This is a genomic window from Rhizobium sp. RSm-3 (assembly GCF_001854685.1).
In the GTDB taxonomy this organism is placed as follows: Bacteria; Pseudomonadota; Alphaproteobacteria; order Rhizobiales; family Rhizobiaceae; genus Rhizobium; species Rhizobium ecuadorense.
The window spans coordinates 33551-49810 of sequence record NZ_MAWZ01000022.1 but is presented as its reverse complement, the minus strand read 5'-3'; the positions used below and the strand labels follow the sequence as shown (position 1 = coordinate 49810).

At 57.3% G+C, this 16260-nt stretch carries 14 protein-coding genes and 3 pseudogenes; 12 read left to right on the top strand and 5 right to left on the bottom strand.

Translation table 11 applies throughout. From position 1 onward, the window contains the following. The 4 genes and pseudogenes from BBJ66_RS33355 to BBJ66_RS18790 all read right to left on the bottom strand — a co-directional run. Nucleotides 1–95 (bottom strand): annotated as a pseudogene (locus BBJ66_RS33355) (integrase core domain-containing protein); the annotation flags it as partial. A 1-nt stretch (nt 96) separates the two neighbouring features. Continuing rightward, nucleotides 97–339 (bottom strand): annotated as a pseudogene (locus BBJ66_RS18800) (nuclear transport factor 2 family protein); the annotation flags it as partial. A 204-nt stretch (nt 340–543) separates the two neighbouring features. Further along, nucleotides 544–798, bottom strand: coding sequence for a ferredoxin (locus BBJ66_RS18795; RefSeq protein WP_004678571.1), 255 nt, complete (start codon nt 796–798; stop codon nt 544–546). A 20-nt stretch (nt 799–818) separates the two neighbouring features. Beyond that, nucleotides 819–1997: a cytochrome P450 gene (locus BBJ66_RS18790; protein ID WP_010009913.1), complete on the bottom strand. Its 1179-nt coding sequence runs from the start codon at nt 1995–1997 to the stop codon at nt 819–821. A gap of 306 nt (nt 1998–2303) precedes the next feature. Between BBJ66_RS18790 and BBJ66_RS34765 the strand changes: the two genes are divergently transcribed. Beyond that, a complete protein-coding gene (locus tag BBJ66_RS34765) occupies nt 2304–2477 on the top strand; it encodes a hypothetical protein (RefSeq protein ID WP_010009909.1) in 174 nt (57 codons plus the stop codon). 596 nt (nt 2478–3073) lie between these two features. After that, nucleotides 3074–3790: a Crp/Fnr family transcriptional regulator gene (locus BBJ66_RS18785; protein WP_010009905.1), complete on the top strand. Its 717-nt coding sequence runs from the start codon at nt 3074–3076 to the stop codon at nt 3788–3790. Here the strand turns inward: BBJ66_RS18785 and BBJ66_RS34245 are convergent. Next, a pseudogene (locus tag BBJ66_RS34245) lies at nt 3780–3869 on the bottom strand (L,D-transpeptidase); the annotation flags it as partial. The gene BBJ66_RS18785 and the pseudogene BBJ66_RS34245 sit on opposite strands and share 11 nt — an antisense overlap. A gap of 803 nt (nt 3870–4672) precedes the next feature. On the opposite strand from BBJ66_RS34245, the gene BBJ66_RS18780 reads away from it, so the two are divergent. From BBJ66_RS18780 to nifA, 10 genes are all read left to right on the top strand, one after another. Further along, entirely contained in the window at nt 4673–5212 is a 540-nt protein-coding gene (locus tag BBJ66_RS18780; protein ID WP_004678566.1) for a peroxiredoxin, read from the top strand. 75 nt (nt 5213–5287) lie between these two features. Continuing rightward, complete coding sequence (rpoN, locus tag BBJ66_RS18775) at nt 5288–6739, top strand: RNA polymerase factor sigma-54 (RefSeq protein ID WP_011053429.1); 1452 nt, start codon at nt 5288–5290, stop codon at nt 6737–6739. 529 nt (nt 6740–7268) lie between these two features. Further along, on the top strand, nt 7269–7586 hold the full coding sequence (locus tag BBJ66_RS18770) for a HesB/IscA family protein (RefSeq protein WP_009995752.1): 318 nt from the start codon (nt 7269–7271) through the stop codon (nt 7584–7586). Between the two features lie 969 nt (nt 7587–8555). Further along, entirely contained in the window at nt 8556–9752 is a 1197-nt protein-coding gene (nifS, locus tag BBJ66_RS18765) for a cysteine desulfurase NifS (protein WP_012489549.1), read from the top strand. Between the two features lie 339 nt (nt 9753–10091). Continuing rightward, nucleotides 10092–10475 carry a nitrogenase stabilizing/protective protein NifW gene (gene nifW / locus BBJ66_RS18760; RefSeq protein WP_008536550.1) on the top strand — a complete coding sequence of 128 codons (384 nt, stop codon included), beginning with the start codon at nt 10092–10094 and terminating at the stop codon, nt 10473–10475. A 176-nt stretch (nt 10476–10651) separates the two neighbouring features. After that, complete coding sequence (locus BBJ66_RS18755) at nt 10652–11500, top strand: electron transfer flavoprotein subunit beta/FixA family protein (protein ID WP_004678528.1); 849 nt, start codon at nt 10652–10654, stop codon at nt 11498–11500. A 15-nt stretch (nt 11501–11515) separates the two neighbouring features. After that, entirely contained in the window at nt 11516–12625 is a 1110-nt protein-coding gene (locus BBJ66_RS18750; protein ID WP_008536549.1) for an electron transfer flavoprotein subunit alpha/FixB family protein, read from the top strand. Between the two features lie 9 nt (nt 12626–12634). Next, a complete protein-coding gene (locus BBJ66_RS18745; RefSeq protein WP_008536548.1) occupies nt 12635–13942 on the top strand; it encodes an FAD-binding protein in 1308 nt (435 codons plus the stop codon). 12 nt (nt 13943–13954) lie between these two features. Beyond that, on the top strand, nt 13955–14254 hold the full coding sequence (locus BBJ66_RS18740; protein ID WP_004678523.1) for a ferredoxin family protein: 300 nt from the start codon (nt 13955–13957) through the stop codon (nt 14252–14254). Between the two features lie 220 nt (nt 14255–14474). Next, the gene (gene nifA / locus BBJ66_RS18735) at nt 14475–16163 is read left to right on the top strand and encodes a nif-specific transcriptional activator NifA (RefSeq protein ID WP_011053431.1); all 1689 of its coding nucleotides are present in this window, start codon (nt 14475–14477) and stop codon (nt 16161–16163) included. Nucleotides 16164–16260: the final 97 nt, after the last annotated feature.

Sequence of the window (16260 nt, the reverse complement as noted above, 5' to 3'; positions counted from 1 at the left end):
CGGGCATCCGCAAGGGTCAGGAACCAATGCTGGTTCAGGCATTCTGCACGGAAGCGGCCATTGAACGCTTCGATGAAAGCATTATCAGTCGGCTTTGAACTCAATCAGAATGTTCGTGATTTGATGGATGTTGCGCGGTCCCGTCTTGAAGACACCAAGGGCGAACTCGATGAAGCCCTCGGCCGAACCGGAATAGGTCCCGTGATTGTCACGTGCATCGGGCCAGTAGGAACTGCGCAGCGCCCTTTCATCGGCGCGGTCTATCCCGCGGCAATACCGATAGAGGCAGTCGCGGAGCGCCTCGCGGTCGAGCAATTCGGTAATTTTTTTGTGTTTCATCGCTTGTCGCACATCTGATATCGGGGCGCTTACCCATCCAGTGACGCAGCCAGCTTTCAACTGCTCGGCTGACGTAAGGAAAAACCCTCCCTCTGCTTAGGCATGCATGTAAACAACTGCCCTTAGAAGTAGACATCAATGGGAGAGCTGCGGGTAAGGTGTTTGGACAGCGACGGCGCCGTCATGCACCAGTTGCGTTGCGTTTCAACCCCCACAATGTTGGTTGAACAAAAGGCGATCGAGCAACGCATCCGAAACGCAATCTATCTCCAGCGCACGTTCAGGGCAGGATCGAGCGCCTCGCGACGCGAACAGTTCGTCCCTCTCCTCGACATCGATTGCACCGGGCAGTATGTATCCCTCGTCGTCAAGATTGAATATTTCGGGCGCTTGGGCCCAGCATCTTGCATGACCTTGGCATTTGGAAGTGTGCACTATGACGCGCATACGGTACTCCATGTCTTTCCTCCTCTCAATTATCAGGACCAGTCCAGGATCAGATTCTCCATTCCAAACACGTGGCCCCCATAGGTGATGGGCGCCGTACCATCCTTGATACGGAAGTCAGGGATGCGCGACAGCCACTCCTCCAGGCCGATGACGATCTCTCGCCGGGCAAGGTGTGATCCAAGACAGCGATGGGGACCGTACGCAAAAGCGGTGTGGCGATTGTCTTCTCGTGCCAAATCGATCGTGTTCGGATTTTCGAATTCCACCGGATCACGATTGGCAATCATCGTGGCGCAGGAAATGTAGTCCCCCTTACGGATCGGCGCGCCTTCGAAATTGATATCTTTCGTCGCCACACGGATCATCTGCACGGTCGAATAGGCGCGAAGCAGTTCTTCGGCTGCGAGCACAATTCGATCCGGTTTGCTCCGCAGCAATTCCTGTTCTGTCGGATTGCGCGCGAGATAGGCCAGGTCAAAGCCGATCGCCGTTGCCACGGTGTCCAGTCCCGCGACGAATAGAAGCACGCCTATTCCATGGATTTCCTGGTCTCTCAACAGGCGGCCGTCGACCTTTGCCTGCACGACGAAGGTCATGAAATCGTCGGCCGGTTCTTTGCGGCGCATCGCTGCAAGTTCATCGATGAACGCCAAAATTGTTCGGGCGGCTGCGGTTCGTCTGATGCCGTCGCCGTGGAGCAGGTCCTTCCCCCAGCCCACGAATGTATTGAGGCGCTCATCGGATAAGCCGAGCAAACGGAGGAAGATACTAACCGCAAAAGGAAAGGCGAAGTCCGTCAAGATGTCGCAGCTTGTGCTCGACGCGGAAATCTTGGAAATCAACGCAATCGCCCGATCACGGACCGCCGGTTCAAGCTCCATTATCCGCCTGGGCGAAAGCAGCGGATTGAGAAGTGAGCGAAACACGCTGTGAGCCGGGGGGTCGAGTTCAAGCGGGATCAGCGGCCAGTTTTCGCCAAGCGCCGAGGCGAAAAGGCTCCGATGGCTGGAAAAGGTTCCGGTGTCCTGCAGCAATTTGCGTTGGTCCTGAGCGCGAACGATGACCCAGGTACCTCGGCCATCGCGCGTATTGCAGGGAGAATAAAAGATTCTCGGTCCATTATGGAGGCAAGCGACAGCTGCGTGCGGATCCCCATTTGGCATGCGCTCCATGCCGGGCGACGTGAACAGGCTGAAGTCCTTCACCATTTCGGGAGGGACATGTTCTGGAACCCTAATGGTAGCCACTGCTTTTCTCCTGTCATCAAAGCCCCTTCGCCGAGAACGAATTCTCCTCGGAGAGGGAGCGAGCAAAATCGTTGAGCGCCAGATTTCCAATCTCAGCAGCGCGAGGCGCCAATGACATGCGATGCAGCGATCAGATCGCCGTGCGGCTCGAAATCCACGCTGCTTTGTTGGCCGAAGTCGAAATTTCTTGGATGCCTCGCCCGCCCTTCCGGTCGACATCGGATTTTCACGGGTACCTCTCTTCCGGTAAATGCGTTCTGAGCACAGATGCATTTTGATTTCCTCCGCTCCATGGCGGTCACCAAAGAAACCGGCCGACAGTCCTTGCCGCCCCGCAAGAAGAACTTCAAAGTTCATGCCAATTTGATTGATTTGGCCGGAAAGAAATTTTTCAATTGCCTTTCAGCGCTTTGGCTCAAGGCAGAACTAAAGATTGGCTGATCAAGGCCGTGTCGCGTATCTAACAAAACCCGACATCAGGTGCCGGATGCCATCTATTCAGGTGCGACTTTTTTCCAGCCACCACAGCCGGGGGCCAGAGACAGCGCGACGAGTAACGAATGTCCTGATGTACTGCGATGCAGTGGGATAGCTTGAGGGTGGGTAGCTTTGAATTGTGGCATCGAGCTAGCGGCGGAATTCCGGGAACAGCTCGAAGCGTGCTACTCCTTTGTCCTGAATGTCAGTTCTACCAGCCCGACGACACCACCCTAAGAGTCGGCGGCAATCTGCCGATTGGGTGTTGCCTGACAGCAATGGGTATGGTGGCCTACCGTCCGCCGAGACGGAAGGCGATGGCCGCAGAAAGCCCGCTCAAGCGGCGGGCCGAAAATGCCGTCCGAAACAAATCCACAAACTACCCTGCCTGGCACGGCAAGAGCGTGGGTACGGAGATTTGATCTGGATCAAATCGCAATCCCGATGAAATTGATAGCCATCAAAGACGCGCTGGAAGAAATAGGGATAGCCGAAGTCGCAACGGCCGCGTGGTCGTCTCGGGCATGTCCGGCATAGGCGGTTTTCGAAGGGATCAGGACATGGACGTCGCACGCAGTGAGGTTCTCGTGATTGGCACTTCCGTCGCTTGCCGTTCCTGCCAGGCGCGGCACGGCGTCGTTTGCGGCGCCTTGTCGGCTGGCCAGCTTAGCGAACTTGGCCGCCACTCGCTGCGCCGCAAGGTCGACGCAGGCTGCGAGATCATTGCACAAGGATCGGAAAACTCTTTCTATTCGAACATCACGCGCGGCGTGGTGAAGCTCTGCAAGGTGATGTCGGACGGGCGCCAGCAGATCGTTGGCCTGCAATTCGCCCCCGATTTCGTCGGCCGCCCCTTCGTGCGCGAAAGCACGCTGTCGGCCGAGGCCGCGACCGATGCGGAGATCTGCGTGTTCCCCCGCAATTTGCTCGAACGCATGATATTGGAGACTAGGGAATTGCAGCGTAGCCTGCACGCTCAGGCGCTGAACGAGCTGGATGCCGCGCGCGAATGGATGCTGACGCTCGGCCGGCGGACCGCCGAGGAGAAGGTCGCAAGCCTGCTCCACCTCATTGCCGCCCACGCCGAGACGGCGACGAGCACTGCCTTCGATCTGCCGCTATCGCGTGCCGAGATTGCCGACTTTCTCGGGCTGACGATCGAAACCGTCAGCCGCCAGTTGACCCGGCTTCGCAAAGAGGGCGTCATCCGCATCGAGAACATCCGGCATATCACCGTGCCCGACATGGATGCGCTCGCAAAGAAAATCAGCGGGTAATTACCACCCGCGTATTGGAAAGGCCAGCCTGGCGCGCCAGCGTAAAGAACTAGGCGGCATTGTCGGGATGCAGACGGACGTGCCGGGCGCTACCACATCGAGCATTCCGGGCGAGAAAACTTCTAGTCCCGGAGCCGCCGGCTTGCAGCTCGGGATAGCCGCCGGGCAGGTGGGTGGCGTCGCCATCGGCGCCGGGCGCCCAGCAGGTCGCCAGCGAGCTGAGCGGTGAGCGGTGAGAGGAACAAAATATCAGCTCCGCGGCGACGTCAGCCGAGCAACAAATGCTCGTAGGCCAAAGGCTACATAGCGCGACCCGGGTGCCGGTCGGCATCAGCCGATCGATATTGGCGGCTGCGAGCTCTTCACGCCCCCAACCTGCGGATATCCGCCATCGTCGTCTTCTGTGACGAAATTATCGGAGCCGTTTGCGTTTCACCATTTTTCGATGCGCGGTCCGAGCCTGGCGCCCCCTTTTTGTCGGACCTCAAACTTTCTTGTGCAGTTTCAAACAAGAAAACGTGCGCGGGTAGACATACGCACGAGCAGAACCTCAAACCTCGTGACCCGCGCCTTCCCGCCGCGACCGGACTGGCGGGCAGTATGCTAAGGTTCTAAAAGGCGGCAGAGAAACCTTGATCGAGATGCGGTCGGAAGTAGCCGAAACAGCGCCCGGCCGTCAGCGCGGCACAACGGCTTCACAATTCGCTCGCCCGCACGAGCAGCGCACGAGTGCGGCGACGAAGGCCCTGTGCTGACCGCAAGTCCATCTCCTTCAGGCCAAATGGCATGACGCTTGCTTGCCCTGGCGTGTGGGCCGAGGTCGGATTCGTGTTAGCCGTGACTGAGAGGCCGCAAATAAATTTTCCTAGAGGAGCTTCATTGATGACCATGGAAAAGCAGGTCCCTATTGTCACCTTTCGCACGCGGGTTCGCGACGAGTCTATATCCGGTCCCAACCCCTACCGCTGGGAAGACAAGACGACCGACGACTATTTCAGCGGTAAGCGGGTAATCCTTTTTTCGCTGCCGGGCGCCTTCACGCCAATCTGCTCCACCTTCCAACTGCCTGATTTCGAAAGTCTTTATGTCGAGTTTAAGAAGAATGGCATTGACGACATCTACTGTCTCTCCGTCAACGATGCCTTCGTCATGAATGCTTGGGGCAAGTCTCAGGGGTTGAAAAATGTCAAGCTTATCCCGGACGGTTCGGGAGAATTCACTCGGAAAATGGGTATGCTCGTCGCCAAGGACAATCTCGGTTTCGGTCTGCGCTCCTGGCGCTACGCTGCCGTGATCAATAATGGCGTCGTGGAGGGGTGGTTCGAGGAAGAAGGCTTTGGCGACAACTGCGCGACCGATCCGTATGGCGTTTCTTCGCCGCAAAACATTTTGAAATGCCTTAAGGCCCCAGCCTTCGTATGAGCATTGAAGCCAACGACCAGCAGCTACGACTTGTCGTGCACACCTGCGCCGAATGATAGGAGTTTTGCTCGAACCATGAAGTCCTTTACAAGCCTTCATCAGCGTCAGCAGCAATCGCTGGTTATTACGCCCCAGCTCATCGCGTCTATTCGCTTGCTGCAGCTGGCGCACACCGAACTGAATCAGTTCGTGGAACAGGAAATCGAGAAGAACCCATTTCTCGACCTGGCGTCGAATGACGGCGGGGCTTCTGGCGTATCGCCAACTGCGGCGGATGATCCAAATATCAGCGCACGCGAAGACCACGTTGATGGACCGGCCAGGACGGACATGCCTGAGCTGTCTAGTCCCTGGAAATCAATCCGTGACACAGGCAACCTTTCGCCGGGGGAAAGGCCTTCCCTGGATGAGTTCGCCGCCTCAACTGAGACATTGCACGAACATGTCGCCCATCAGATCGCCCTCACTGCCTTCACACCCCAGGAGCGGCTGATTGCTGGCGCGCTTGCCGACCATCTGGATGACACTGGGTATCTGCAAGTGAACCTTCTGGAGCTAGCAGAGAGGCTAAATAGCCCTGAGGCTGGAGTGAAGCGGGTTCTTGAGGCTTTGCAGCTATTTGACCCGCCGGGCATATTTGCGCGAAGTCTGGGCGAATGCCTCGAGATTCAGTTGCGCCAACGAGACCGGTTCGACCCGGCCATGGCAGCTCTGGTCGCAAATCTCGAGTTGCTTGCGCGACGCGATTTTCGAGCACTGAAGCGACGTTGCCGGGTCGATGAAGACGACCTTCTCGATATGTTGAACGAAATTCGTGCACTTGACCCAAAGCCTGGAAACCAGTTCCAGTCCGCAAGGTCGGAATCCATCATACCCGACGTCTTCGTCCTACCCTCGCCGGGAGGCGGATGGCACGTCGAGCTTAATCGGGAGATTTTGCCCAAGGTACTGATCAACCAAACCTATTTTGCGCAAGTTACTCGCCTAACCGCCCAAAGCTCGAAAGATCAGTCATTCCTGAACGAATGCTTCCAGAGCGCGAGCTGGTTGGTTCGGAGTCTCGATCAGCGCGCCACGACGATCCTTAAGGTGGCGACCGAAATCGTGCGCCACCAGGATGTCTTTTTGGAAGATGGCATTGCTCATCTTCGCCCTCTCAATCTTAAGACCATCGCTGACGCGATCGACATGCACGAGTCCACTGTAAGTCGGGTAACGTCGAACAAATACATTCTCACGCCCCGCGGCGTGTTCGAGCTCAAGTATTTTTTCACCGTCGCGATCCCGTCCTCACAAGGCGGTGACGCGCACTCGGCCGAAGCTGTGCGCCATCAGATAAGGGCACTTATTGCCGCAGAGACGCTCCATGATGTGCTGTCCGACGATGGCATCGTTGCCAAGCTCAAGGAAACAGGCGTCGACATTGCTCGCCGCACAGTCGCCAAATATCGCGAGGCGATGAACATCCCCTCGTCCGCGCAACGCCGGCGGGAGAAACGGTTTGTACTGGCGGCCGCGGAGGGATAAGTCCTTTGTACCGTAGGTGATGCCCTTTTCCCAAAAACCGCGGAACTGAGGCACATGTGACATTGTGCTTAGTCCTCTCCATGGAGGATCGACTTCATATGGGCTGGCGACCGCAGCCTCGTCACGGGAGCTTCAAAAGTTGTTCCGGCCGCTTAAGCTGACGTTCCAGAAAAGATTAGATGTCTGTTCCATAGCCCAAGCGCTTAGGGGCTAAGCGGTTAATCACGAAAACTCGTGCAGAATTTTTATGTCGCGCAAGCGACAAATCTAGAAGCAGTTGTCGCCTCCCATTCATTTTCGCCGAACCGCTGGGATTTCGGTGCGGCGGCAACGAGAGCCTCAACCGAAAATGATAGACGGAGATACGCGGGCAGACGTTCTGGAGTTGGCGCGCTTTCGAGATCTCCGATGTTCGACGACGCAGGAATACAACACGCGGGCTGATCGAACTCTTGGCCTTCCTCACCGCTTGGCACGACGCATGCACGGTAATCCGAAAATGCGCCATCGAACAAAAAGGAATCATCCCATGATCAAGCTCACAGAGAATGCCGCCGCCATCATGAACGTAACGCTTTCCCGAGCCGAGCAGGCGGAAGGCTTTCGCATCGCGGTCGAGGCAGGTGGATGCGCCGGCTACAAATACCTGGTGGGGCTAGAAAGCGTCCAGGGCCAGGGCGACGCGGTGATCGAAACAAATGGGGTCAAGGTGTTCGTTGACGCAGACTCGCAAGCACACATCAACGGCATGACGATCGACTTCGTGACGGGACCAGAAACCTCCGGTTTTGTCTTCGACAATCCCAATGCGCACCAGAACTGCACTTGCGGCAAATCCTTCGGCTGATCACCGAGAAAGCGAGAGAGCCATGCGGAATTATTGCGAAAAGGTCATGGTTTCCTTTTTCAATCCGAAGAACGACGGCGTGCAGGAAAATCCCCTCAGCGAGACCGGGGCAGTTTCCTACGGTAGAGGGCCTGAATTGATAATTGGAGTCGATCCAACGGTGGAAGCGTTTCTGGTGACGCCGTCGTCCTTGCGTTCCAACCCAGCGACCGCCTTCTCGCCAGCGCTGGCCGAACTCATAACCCTAAAGCCCGCCGAAGCGCCTCAAACCGTCCGTCAGGAGACAGCAGGCTTTTTAAGCGGTTTGCTGCCGGAGAGAAAGGTCTGCTCATCAACGGATTATCCTGAGGCAGCAAAATTTTTTGGCGGGCATCCGGGCCAGGATTCCAAAGGAGACGCCCCCTCTGCAAGCAGTTCCGCGCCGAGGAAAGGTGAGCGAAGACGCGTGCGTGTCAAGAGGCTTGATTTCATGACCAAGTCGCTCACTTCGCTAGATCTGGCAGTAGACGGACGACACTCGTTCAAGCCGTCGAAGACGTGTCAGCGGTTTATACAATACTGGTCGTCGAAAGCCTCGTTCCGGCAGAGGAGGACGATCAGACCGTCACAACAGAAATCTGAGGCCTGGAGAAATTGGCAGGGTCGAAATGGATGTTGTAGCCGGCAATCGCGTAGGACAGGGTCTAAAAATCGCCGCAGCCTGCAACAGTTCAGTTCTCAGCGACAAGCTAAGCTGGCGACCCATCTAGTTAAGCAGCCGCGGCGAATCCAACCGTTGGAAAAGGCGCGAGCGCACAACGTTCTTCCCTTCCTACTGATGGCGGCTATGCGACGTTATCGATGCCAACAAGATCGCGTGACGCGCCATCGCACGACTCCACCCCGCGCTGCTTGCCCGAGGCTATCAAACAACAGCATGTGCAAGACGCCGCAGCATTGTCACCGCTTCCCCTCAGTCGAGATCCACCCATGAGAGCGATCTATCTCGACAATAATGCAACGACCAGAGTCGATCCTGAAGTGGTTGAAGCCATGCTGCCGTTCTTTGCGGATCAGTTTGGAAACCCTTCGTCGACGCACGCTTTTGGCTCCTCCATCCGCGAGGCGGTGAGGAAGGCGCGCCGGCAATTGCAAGCGCTGATCGGCGCCGAGTTCGATCATGAGATCGTGTTCACCTCGGGGGGGACGGAAAGCGACAATGCGGCGATCCTTTCGGCGCTGGAGGTGATGCCTGAGCGCACAGAGATCGTGACTTCCGCAGTCGAGCATTCAGCGGTGCTGACACTCTGCGGCCATCTGGAGAAGACGCGCGGCATTAAGGTACACAGGATCCCAGTGGATCGACATGGACGTCTCGATCTTGACGCCTATGAGACCGCCCTCACTCATCGTGTAGCGATTGCTTCGATCATGTGGGCGAACAACGAGACGGGAACCATTTTCCCGGTCGCTAAGCTTGCCGAGATGGCCAAGAGAATCGGTGCACTTTTCCACACCGACGCGGTCCAGGCGGTCGGCAAGGTTCCAATGGACCTCCAACCTACTGCAATCGACATGCTTTCGTTGTCCGGACACAAATTCCATGGACCAAAAGGCATTGGTGCACTCTATCTCAGGCGGGGCTTATCTTTCTCCTCACTGATCAAGGGAGGTCATCAGGAGCGCGACCGACGCGCAGGGACAGAAAATACGGCCGGGATTGTCGGTTTAGGCAAGGCTGCCGAACTCGCCCTGAAATCAATAGACGACGAGAGCACCCGATTAAAGTCGCTCCGAGATCGATTGGAGAACGGCATTGTCCAGCGTGTTCCAGGCGCCTTCGTAACCGGCGATAGGCTTAAGAGGTTGCCGAACACGGCGAACATCGCCTTTCAACGTGTCGAAGGAGACAGTATGCTCCTTCTTCTCAACCGCTATGGCATCGCCTGCTCTTCCGGCTCTGCTTGCTCCTCCGGTTCGCTGGAGCCGAGCCATGTCTTGAGGGCAATGGATATCCCTCATGCTATGGCGCACGGAACAATCCGCTTCTCGTTCTCGCGCGATAACTGTGACGAGGATGTCGACCGGGTGCTCGAAGTTTTACCGGGCATCGTTGAAAGGCTCCGGAGCCAATGCCGTTCCGGCCACGTGGCCGACACGAGCAGCCGGGTTCGTTCAGGGGAGTAGGAGCAGGCACGCTCATGAAACGGCAATTCCTTTTCACCGATACGACCTGCATGACGGCACCGGCATCGTATGAACGATCAGGTAAAAGCCGGGGCTCTCAGTCACATAGATCGCCGGTTCACCGCCCATGCGTGTTCGTGGAGGGGGCCCAGCGCCATATCATCTTAATCAATCTCTCGACACCATCGGTGGATCGCATCCGACCACCAGCCTATGCCGACTCCAGTTGCAACGCGACTGCCTTGCGCCTAGCCGCGTCGAACCACGCATTCCGTACGTTGCAGCTTAAGCTACGGGAGAACGATCTCGCGATCACCGCTCACGACCAGGGGGAATCTTATGTGCCGTTGCTCCGCTGACAGCAGTCCCGTCGATGTCAAAGACATCCTCAATCGGCTGAAATCTCTCTCGGCTGCGGAGGAGTTCTTCGCAGCCCTAGGGGTCCCCTATGACCCTAAGGTTCTCGATGTCTCACGACTCCATATCATGAAGCGTATGGGCCAATACCTCGCGGCAGAGGACTTCTCCCATCTCCCAGACCGGGTAATCGCTGCTCGTGCCCGTGCCATACTGGAAAGGGCCTACTGTGATTTCGCGACCTCCGCGCCGCTCTCGCACCGGGTCTTCAAGGTGCTCAAGGACCACAATCCGAACAGACCTGTCACACCCGGCCGCACCGTTGTCCCGTTAGACTCTTTCCTGAAGCCGTTCGAAAAGAAGTGAGCACGGTTGCGACACGACAATGTCGGGAAGCTTACAATTCAGTCATATGCTAGCAACGTCGGAATCGAAGCCATTTCAATGTGATAGAGAACGCCAAACGGTTGGCACGAATGATGCACGCAAGCATGTGTACTGACAAGCCCGCCACCCATAGAGGGAGGGAGTAAGAAACCGCCATGCACATAGTTATCTGTATCAAACAGGTACCGGACTCCGCACAAATACGAGTGCATCCGGTGACGAACACAATCATGCGTCAGGGAGTGCCAACCATCATCAACCCCTATGATCTGTTCGCCCTTGAAGAGGCGCTCCAGTTGCGCGACCGCCATGGCGGCGAGGTGACCGTGCTCACCATGGGGCCGCCCATGGCAGAGGACGCGTTGCGCAAGGCGCTCACCTACGGCGCCGACCGCGCCGTACTCTTGACCGACCGTCATTTTGCCGGCTCCGACACTCTGGCGACCTCGTTTGCTCTTTCGCGAGCCATCGCGAAGATCGGAGAGGCCTTCGGTACGCCCGATATCGTCTTTACGGGCAAACAGACCATCGACGGCGATACCGCCCAGGTTGGGCCTGGCATCGCCAAGCGCCTCGACCTCCTGCAGCTCACCTACGTTGCCAAAATCGTCTCTGTCGACATCAATGGGCGCGAGATTACGGTGGAGCGCCGCTCGGAAGGGGGCACGCAGACGCTGATGAGCAAGCTCCCTTGCCTAATTACAATGCTCGAAGGCACAAACGAAATCCGCCGCGGCTCGCTCGATGACGCGCTACGGGCCGCGCGCAGCCAGATCGTGAAGTGGAATGCGGCCGACGCTGGCATAGAGGACCTCACCAAGTGCGGCCTGCGTGGCTCGCCAACCGTCGTTAAGAGGGTCTTTGCCCCTCCTGAGCGGGCGGAAAAGGCGGAGCAGATCGACACCGCGGAAAAAACACCGCGCGATCTCGCGGAGGAGTTGATCGCTGGGATCTTTTTGCGCCAGCCGGCGCTCGAAAGCGAACTCGCCTTTGACGGCGAATGAAGGCAAGGAGCGACGATGTTGAGCACGAATCGAGAGAGCCCTCCTCCAGCCGCTGGCCGTGCCGCCATGAAGAAAGAGCTGCCCGATCAGTTTAAGGACCATCGGCACGTTTGGGTCTTCATGGAGCTGGAGCGCGATCAGGTGCATCCCGTCTCCTTCGAGCTGCTCGGCGAAGGCCGCAAGCTCGCCGACAAGCTGGGCGTCCAGCTTGCCGGCGTCGTTCTCGGACCACCGGGAGAGGCCACGTGGTTTGCCATCGCCGAGGCTTTTGCTTATGGCGCCGACCTGGCCTACCTCGTCGAGGCCCCACTGCTCGCCGACTACCGAAATGAGCCTTTCACCAAAGCATTGACGGATCTGGTTACTAACTACAAACCGGAAATCCTTCTTTTAGGGGCAACGACGCTCGGGCGCGACCTTGCCGGTTCCGTGGCGACGACCTTGTTGACAGGGCTCACGGCGGATTGCACCGAACTTGATGTGGATGCGGACGGCTCGCTTGCGGCGACCCGGCCGACTTTCGGCGGCTCCTTGCTTTGCACGATCTACACGCTCAACTGCCGGCCGCAGATGGCAACGGTCCGGCCGAGGGTCATGGCCATGCCTCCGCGCGGGAATAATAAGATCGGACGCGTCATTCAACACAAAGTGTCGATGATCGAGGAAGAGATCGTCACTAAGGTCCTCGGTTTCTTGTCCGATGGCCAGTCGGCGACGGCGAATCTCGCCTATGCGGACGTCGTGGTTGCTGGAGGCCTCGGTCTCGGCGCGGTGGAGAACGTGAAGCTTATGAAGAAACTCGCGCGGACGATCGGGGCCGATTATGGCTGTTCGCGCCCCCTCGTCCAAAAGGGCTGGATGCCTGCTGATCGGCAGATCGGCCAAACTGGCAAAACTATCCGGCCGAAGCTTTACATAGCAGCCGGCATTTCCGGCGCCATCCAGCATCGCGTTGGCGTCGAGGGAGCTGATCTTATTTTAGCCATTAACACCGATCCTAACGCGCCGATTTTTGATTTCGCCCACCTCGGCGTCGTCACCGATGCGATCCGTTTACTGCCGTCATTAACGGAACTCTTCACCCATCGACTGTCGCCGCACAGTCGCGATAAGCTTGCAAACTGAGGGCGCCCCATGACTGAGGAAAACTTCGACGCCATAGTTATCGGGGCCGGCATGGCCGGAAACGCAGCTGCTTACACGATGTCGAACCGCGGCATGAAGGTGCTGCAGTTGGAGCGTGGCGAGTATCCGGGCTCCAAGAATGTGCAGGGCGCCATCATGTACGCGGACATGCTGGAGAAAATCCTGCCGGATTTCCGGGATGATGCGCCTCTGGAGCGGCACTTAGTCGAGCAGCGCTTCTGGATGATGGACGACTCGTCCCACATCGGTATGCAATACCGGTCGGACGACTTCAACGAGTCGAGACACAATCGCTACACGGTCATTCGCGCCCAATTCGACAAATGGTTTTCACGCAAGGTGCGCGAGGCCGGAGCGACGCTTCTATGCGAGACGACCGTGACGGAACTCGTTCGTGATCCAAAGGGCAAGGTGATTGGCGTTCGCACCGACCGCGCCGGCGACGTGATTCTTGCTGACGTGGTCGTTCTCGCAGAGGGCGTCAATGGGCTGCTCGGCACGCGTGCTGGATTGCGTGACACGCCAAAACCGGAAACTGTCGCGCTCGCCGTCAAGGAAATGCATTTCCTGGCCGAAGAGGTAATTGACCAGCGGTTCGGCCTCCAGGCCAATGAAGGCTGCGTCATCGAGGCAGTTGGCACGATCTCTCGCAACATGGCCGGGCTTGCCTTCCTCTACACCAACAAAGAATCGATCTCGATCGGCATTGGCTGCCTTGTCTCCGAATTCGCGGCAACAATGGAAAGTCCTTATGATCTGCTCGAAAAATTCAAAAGCCATCCGTCGGTAAAGCCGCTGATCGCAGGAGCGGAAGTCAAGGAATATGCGGCGCATCTCATTCCAGAAGGTGGTTACAAGGCAATTCCGCAGCTTTTTGGTGACGGCTGGGTCGTCGTCGGCGACGCGGCACAACTTAATAATGCGGTGCACCGCGAGGGGTCCAACCTCGCCATGACGTCGGGGCGCATCGCCGGCGAAGCAATCGTCCAGATCAAGAATCGCAAAAAGCCGATGGTCAAGGAGAACCTCTCCCTTTACAAGTCGATGCTTGAAAAGTCGTTCGTTATCAAAGACTTGCGGAAATACAAGGACATGCCTGCCCTGCTGCACACCAATTCCCGCAATTTCTTCACGACTTATCCAAGGTTGCTGTCGCAGGCCGCACAGAACTTTGTGCGAGTCGATGGCACCCCGAAGATCGACAAGGAACGGGCGACCACGGGCACCTTCATCAAGGCACGCTCCCGCTGGGGGCTGTTTGGTGACGCGGTTCGCTTGGCGCGCGCGTGGCGATAAAGGAGAGATGAGATGACGGTTGCAGTGACGAACATACGCGTAGAGGACAAGCTTTACCAAAATCGATACGTGGTCGATGCCGGACGCCCGCATATTAGGGTGCGTCCACACGATTGGCCAAGCGTAAATCTGTATGCCCTCACAAGTGTCTGTCCGGCCAAGTGCTACGAATTGAATGACCAGGGCCAAGTGGAGGTTATCGCCGACGGGTGCATGGAGTGCGGCACGTGCCGCGTACTCTGCGAGGCAAGTGGAGATATCGAGTGGAACTATCCGAGAGGCGGTTTCGGCGTTCTCTTCAAGTTCGGATAAAGGTTTGCAACTCCACGATTCAGAACCAACTTGGGTTTGCAGACGGGCGCATCGGAAACTTGCAGAGGTGCGCGTTGCAGATTGGTATTAGAAATTACTATATATACATGCAAGCAAGGGTGATAAGAAACGTTAGACAACCCAAGGCCATATAATGACCCACATGCCCGCCCGACCGGTCGATGGAGCGGAACCCCTATCTGCGCTACCTGCTGGACCTATGCGCCAAGCGGGCACGCAGCGCAGCGGAATCTACGAGATATCAAAGGTACTGACTGCCCCCGCCCGGCTAGAGATTACGCTTGCCAACGTCGTGAACGTCCTCTCTTCCTTTCTGCAGATTCGATGCGGAGCAATCGTTGTTCTAGACGCTGAAGGTCAGCCCGAGATTGCCGCAACTGGCGACATCCCCCCATCCTCTCAATCAGCCGCTCGAGGCGTTATACCTAAGGCCGTAATCGACCATATCGCGACGACCGGTATGCCCTTAATCGTAAAGGATGTCAGCAAGTCCGAATTATTTCAGGCTGAGCCGCAACCGCCTTGGAGCAGCGGCACCGTCCCAATTTCTTTTATTGGCGTTCCGGTAAAAGCCGATAATAAAATACTTGGCACAATATCGATCGATCGCGTCAGGAACGACGCCGCCCCCTTCCCCGCCGACGAGGACGTTCGCTTTCTGACCATGGTCGCCAATCTGGTCAGTCGGACGATCAGGCTTCATCGTTTCCTGAACCTGGAGGGTCGGCGACCTATCGGCGAACAAGAGAGACCGGAGAAGCCGATCATCGCGCAAAGGGGCGCGCCGGGCCGACATCCACCCGTCAAAATCGACGGGATTATCGGGGATAGCCCGGCTCTCCAGCAGGTGGTTGAAACCGTCTCGGTGGTGGCGAGGACGAATTCCACCGTGCTTCTGCGGGGCGAAAGCGGCACCGGCAAGGAATTTTTTGCACAGGCGATCCATGAACTTTCCCCTCGTAAAAACAAGCCGTTCGTCAAATTGAACTGCGCCGCGCTGCCCGAAGGCGTCCTGGAATCGGAGCTGTTTGGGCATGAAAAAGGGGCTTTCACCGGGGCCATCGCGCAGCGCGCCGGACGCTTCGAACTGGCAAATGGCGGAACGCTTCTACTTGACGAGATTGGCGAGATTTCGCCCGCCTTTCAAGCCAAACTGCTGCGCGTCCTGCAGGAAGGCGAACTGGAGAGGGTGGGCGGAACCAAGACGCTTGCGGTCGACGTCCGGCTCATATGCGCCACGAATAAGAACCTCGAGATGGCTGTTGCAAACGCCGAATTCAGGGCCGACCTGTATTACCGCATCAGCGTAGTTCCAATTGTCCTGCCGCCGCTTCGAGAGCGACCCGGCGATATTCCACGCCTTGCGAACGCTCTTCTTGACCGATTCAACAAGGAGAACCAACGCGAGCTGACGTTTTCGTCGTCGGCGATCGAGGTGATGTCGCAATGCTATTTCCCAGGTAACGTCCGGGAACTCGAAAACTGCGTGCGAAGGACTGCCACCCTTGCGCGTTCAAGCTCGATCGTTTCGTCTGATTTTGCCTGCAAGAACAGCCAGTGCCTTTCGTCGCTCCTCTGGAAAACCGACGGGTCGCCCGGCGGCATCACCGTCGATGGGCATGCCCGGAGCAATGTGATGCCGACTTCATCGCCGCGCTCGGGCGGGAGCATCGGTGCGTCGGACGAGGTATCTTCCGTCAAGGCTTGTGATCCGCACGGTTCCGGTTGTCCCGCAATGGAGTCGCGCCTCACGCAACGGGACCGGTTGATCGAGGCGATGGAAAAGGCCGGATGGGTTCAGGCCAAAGCGGCTCGTATTCTCGGCCTTACGCCTCGTCAGGTCGGCTATGCTCTACGCCAGCATCGCATCGAGGTGAAAAAGCTTTAAGCGCCTGGGTGATGTTGGACCTTCTCGATCTCCAATGCCTGGTTTGGTGGCTTACGGACAACTCTTTTGTCGACTGTCGGAAGCTTGACAAGTCTGT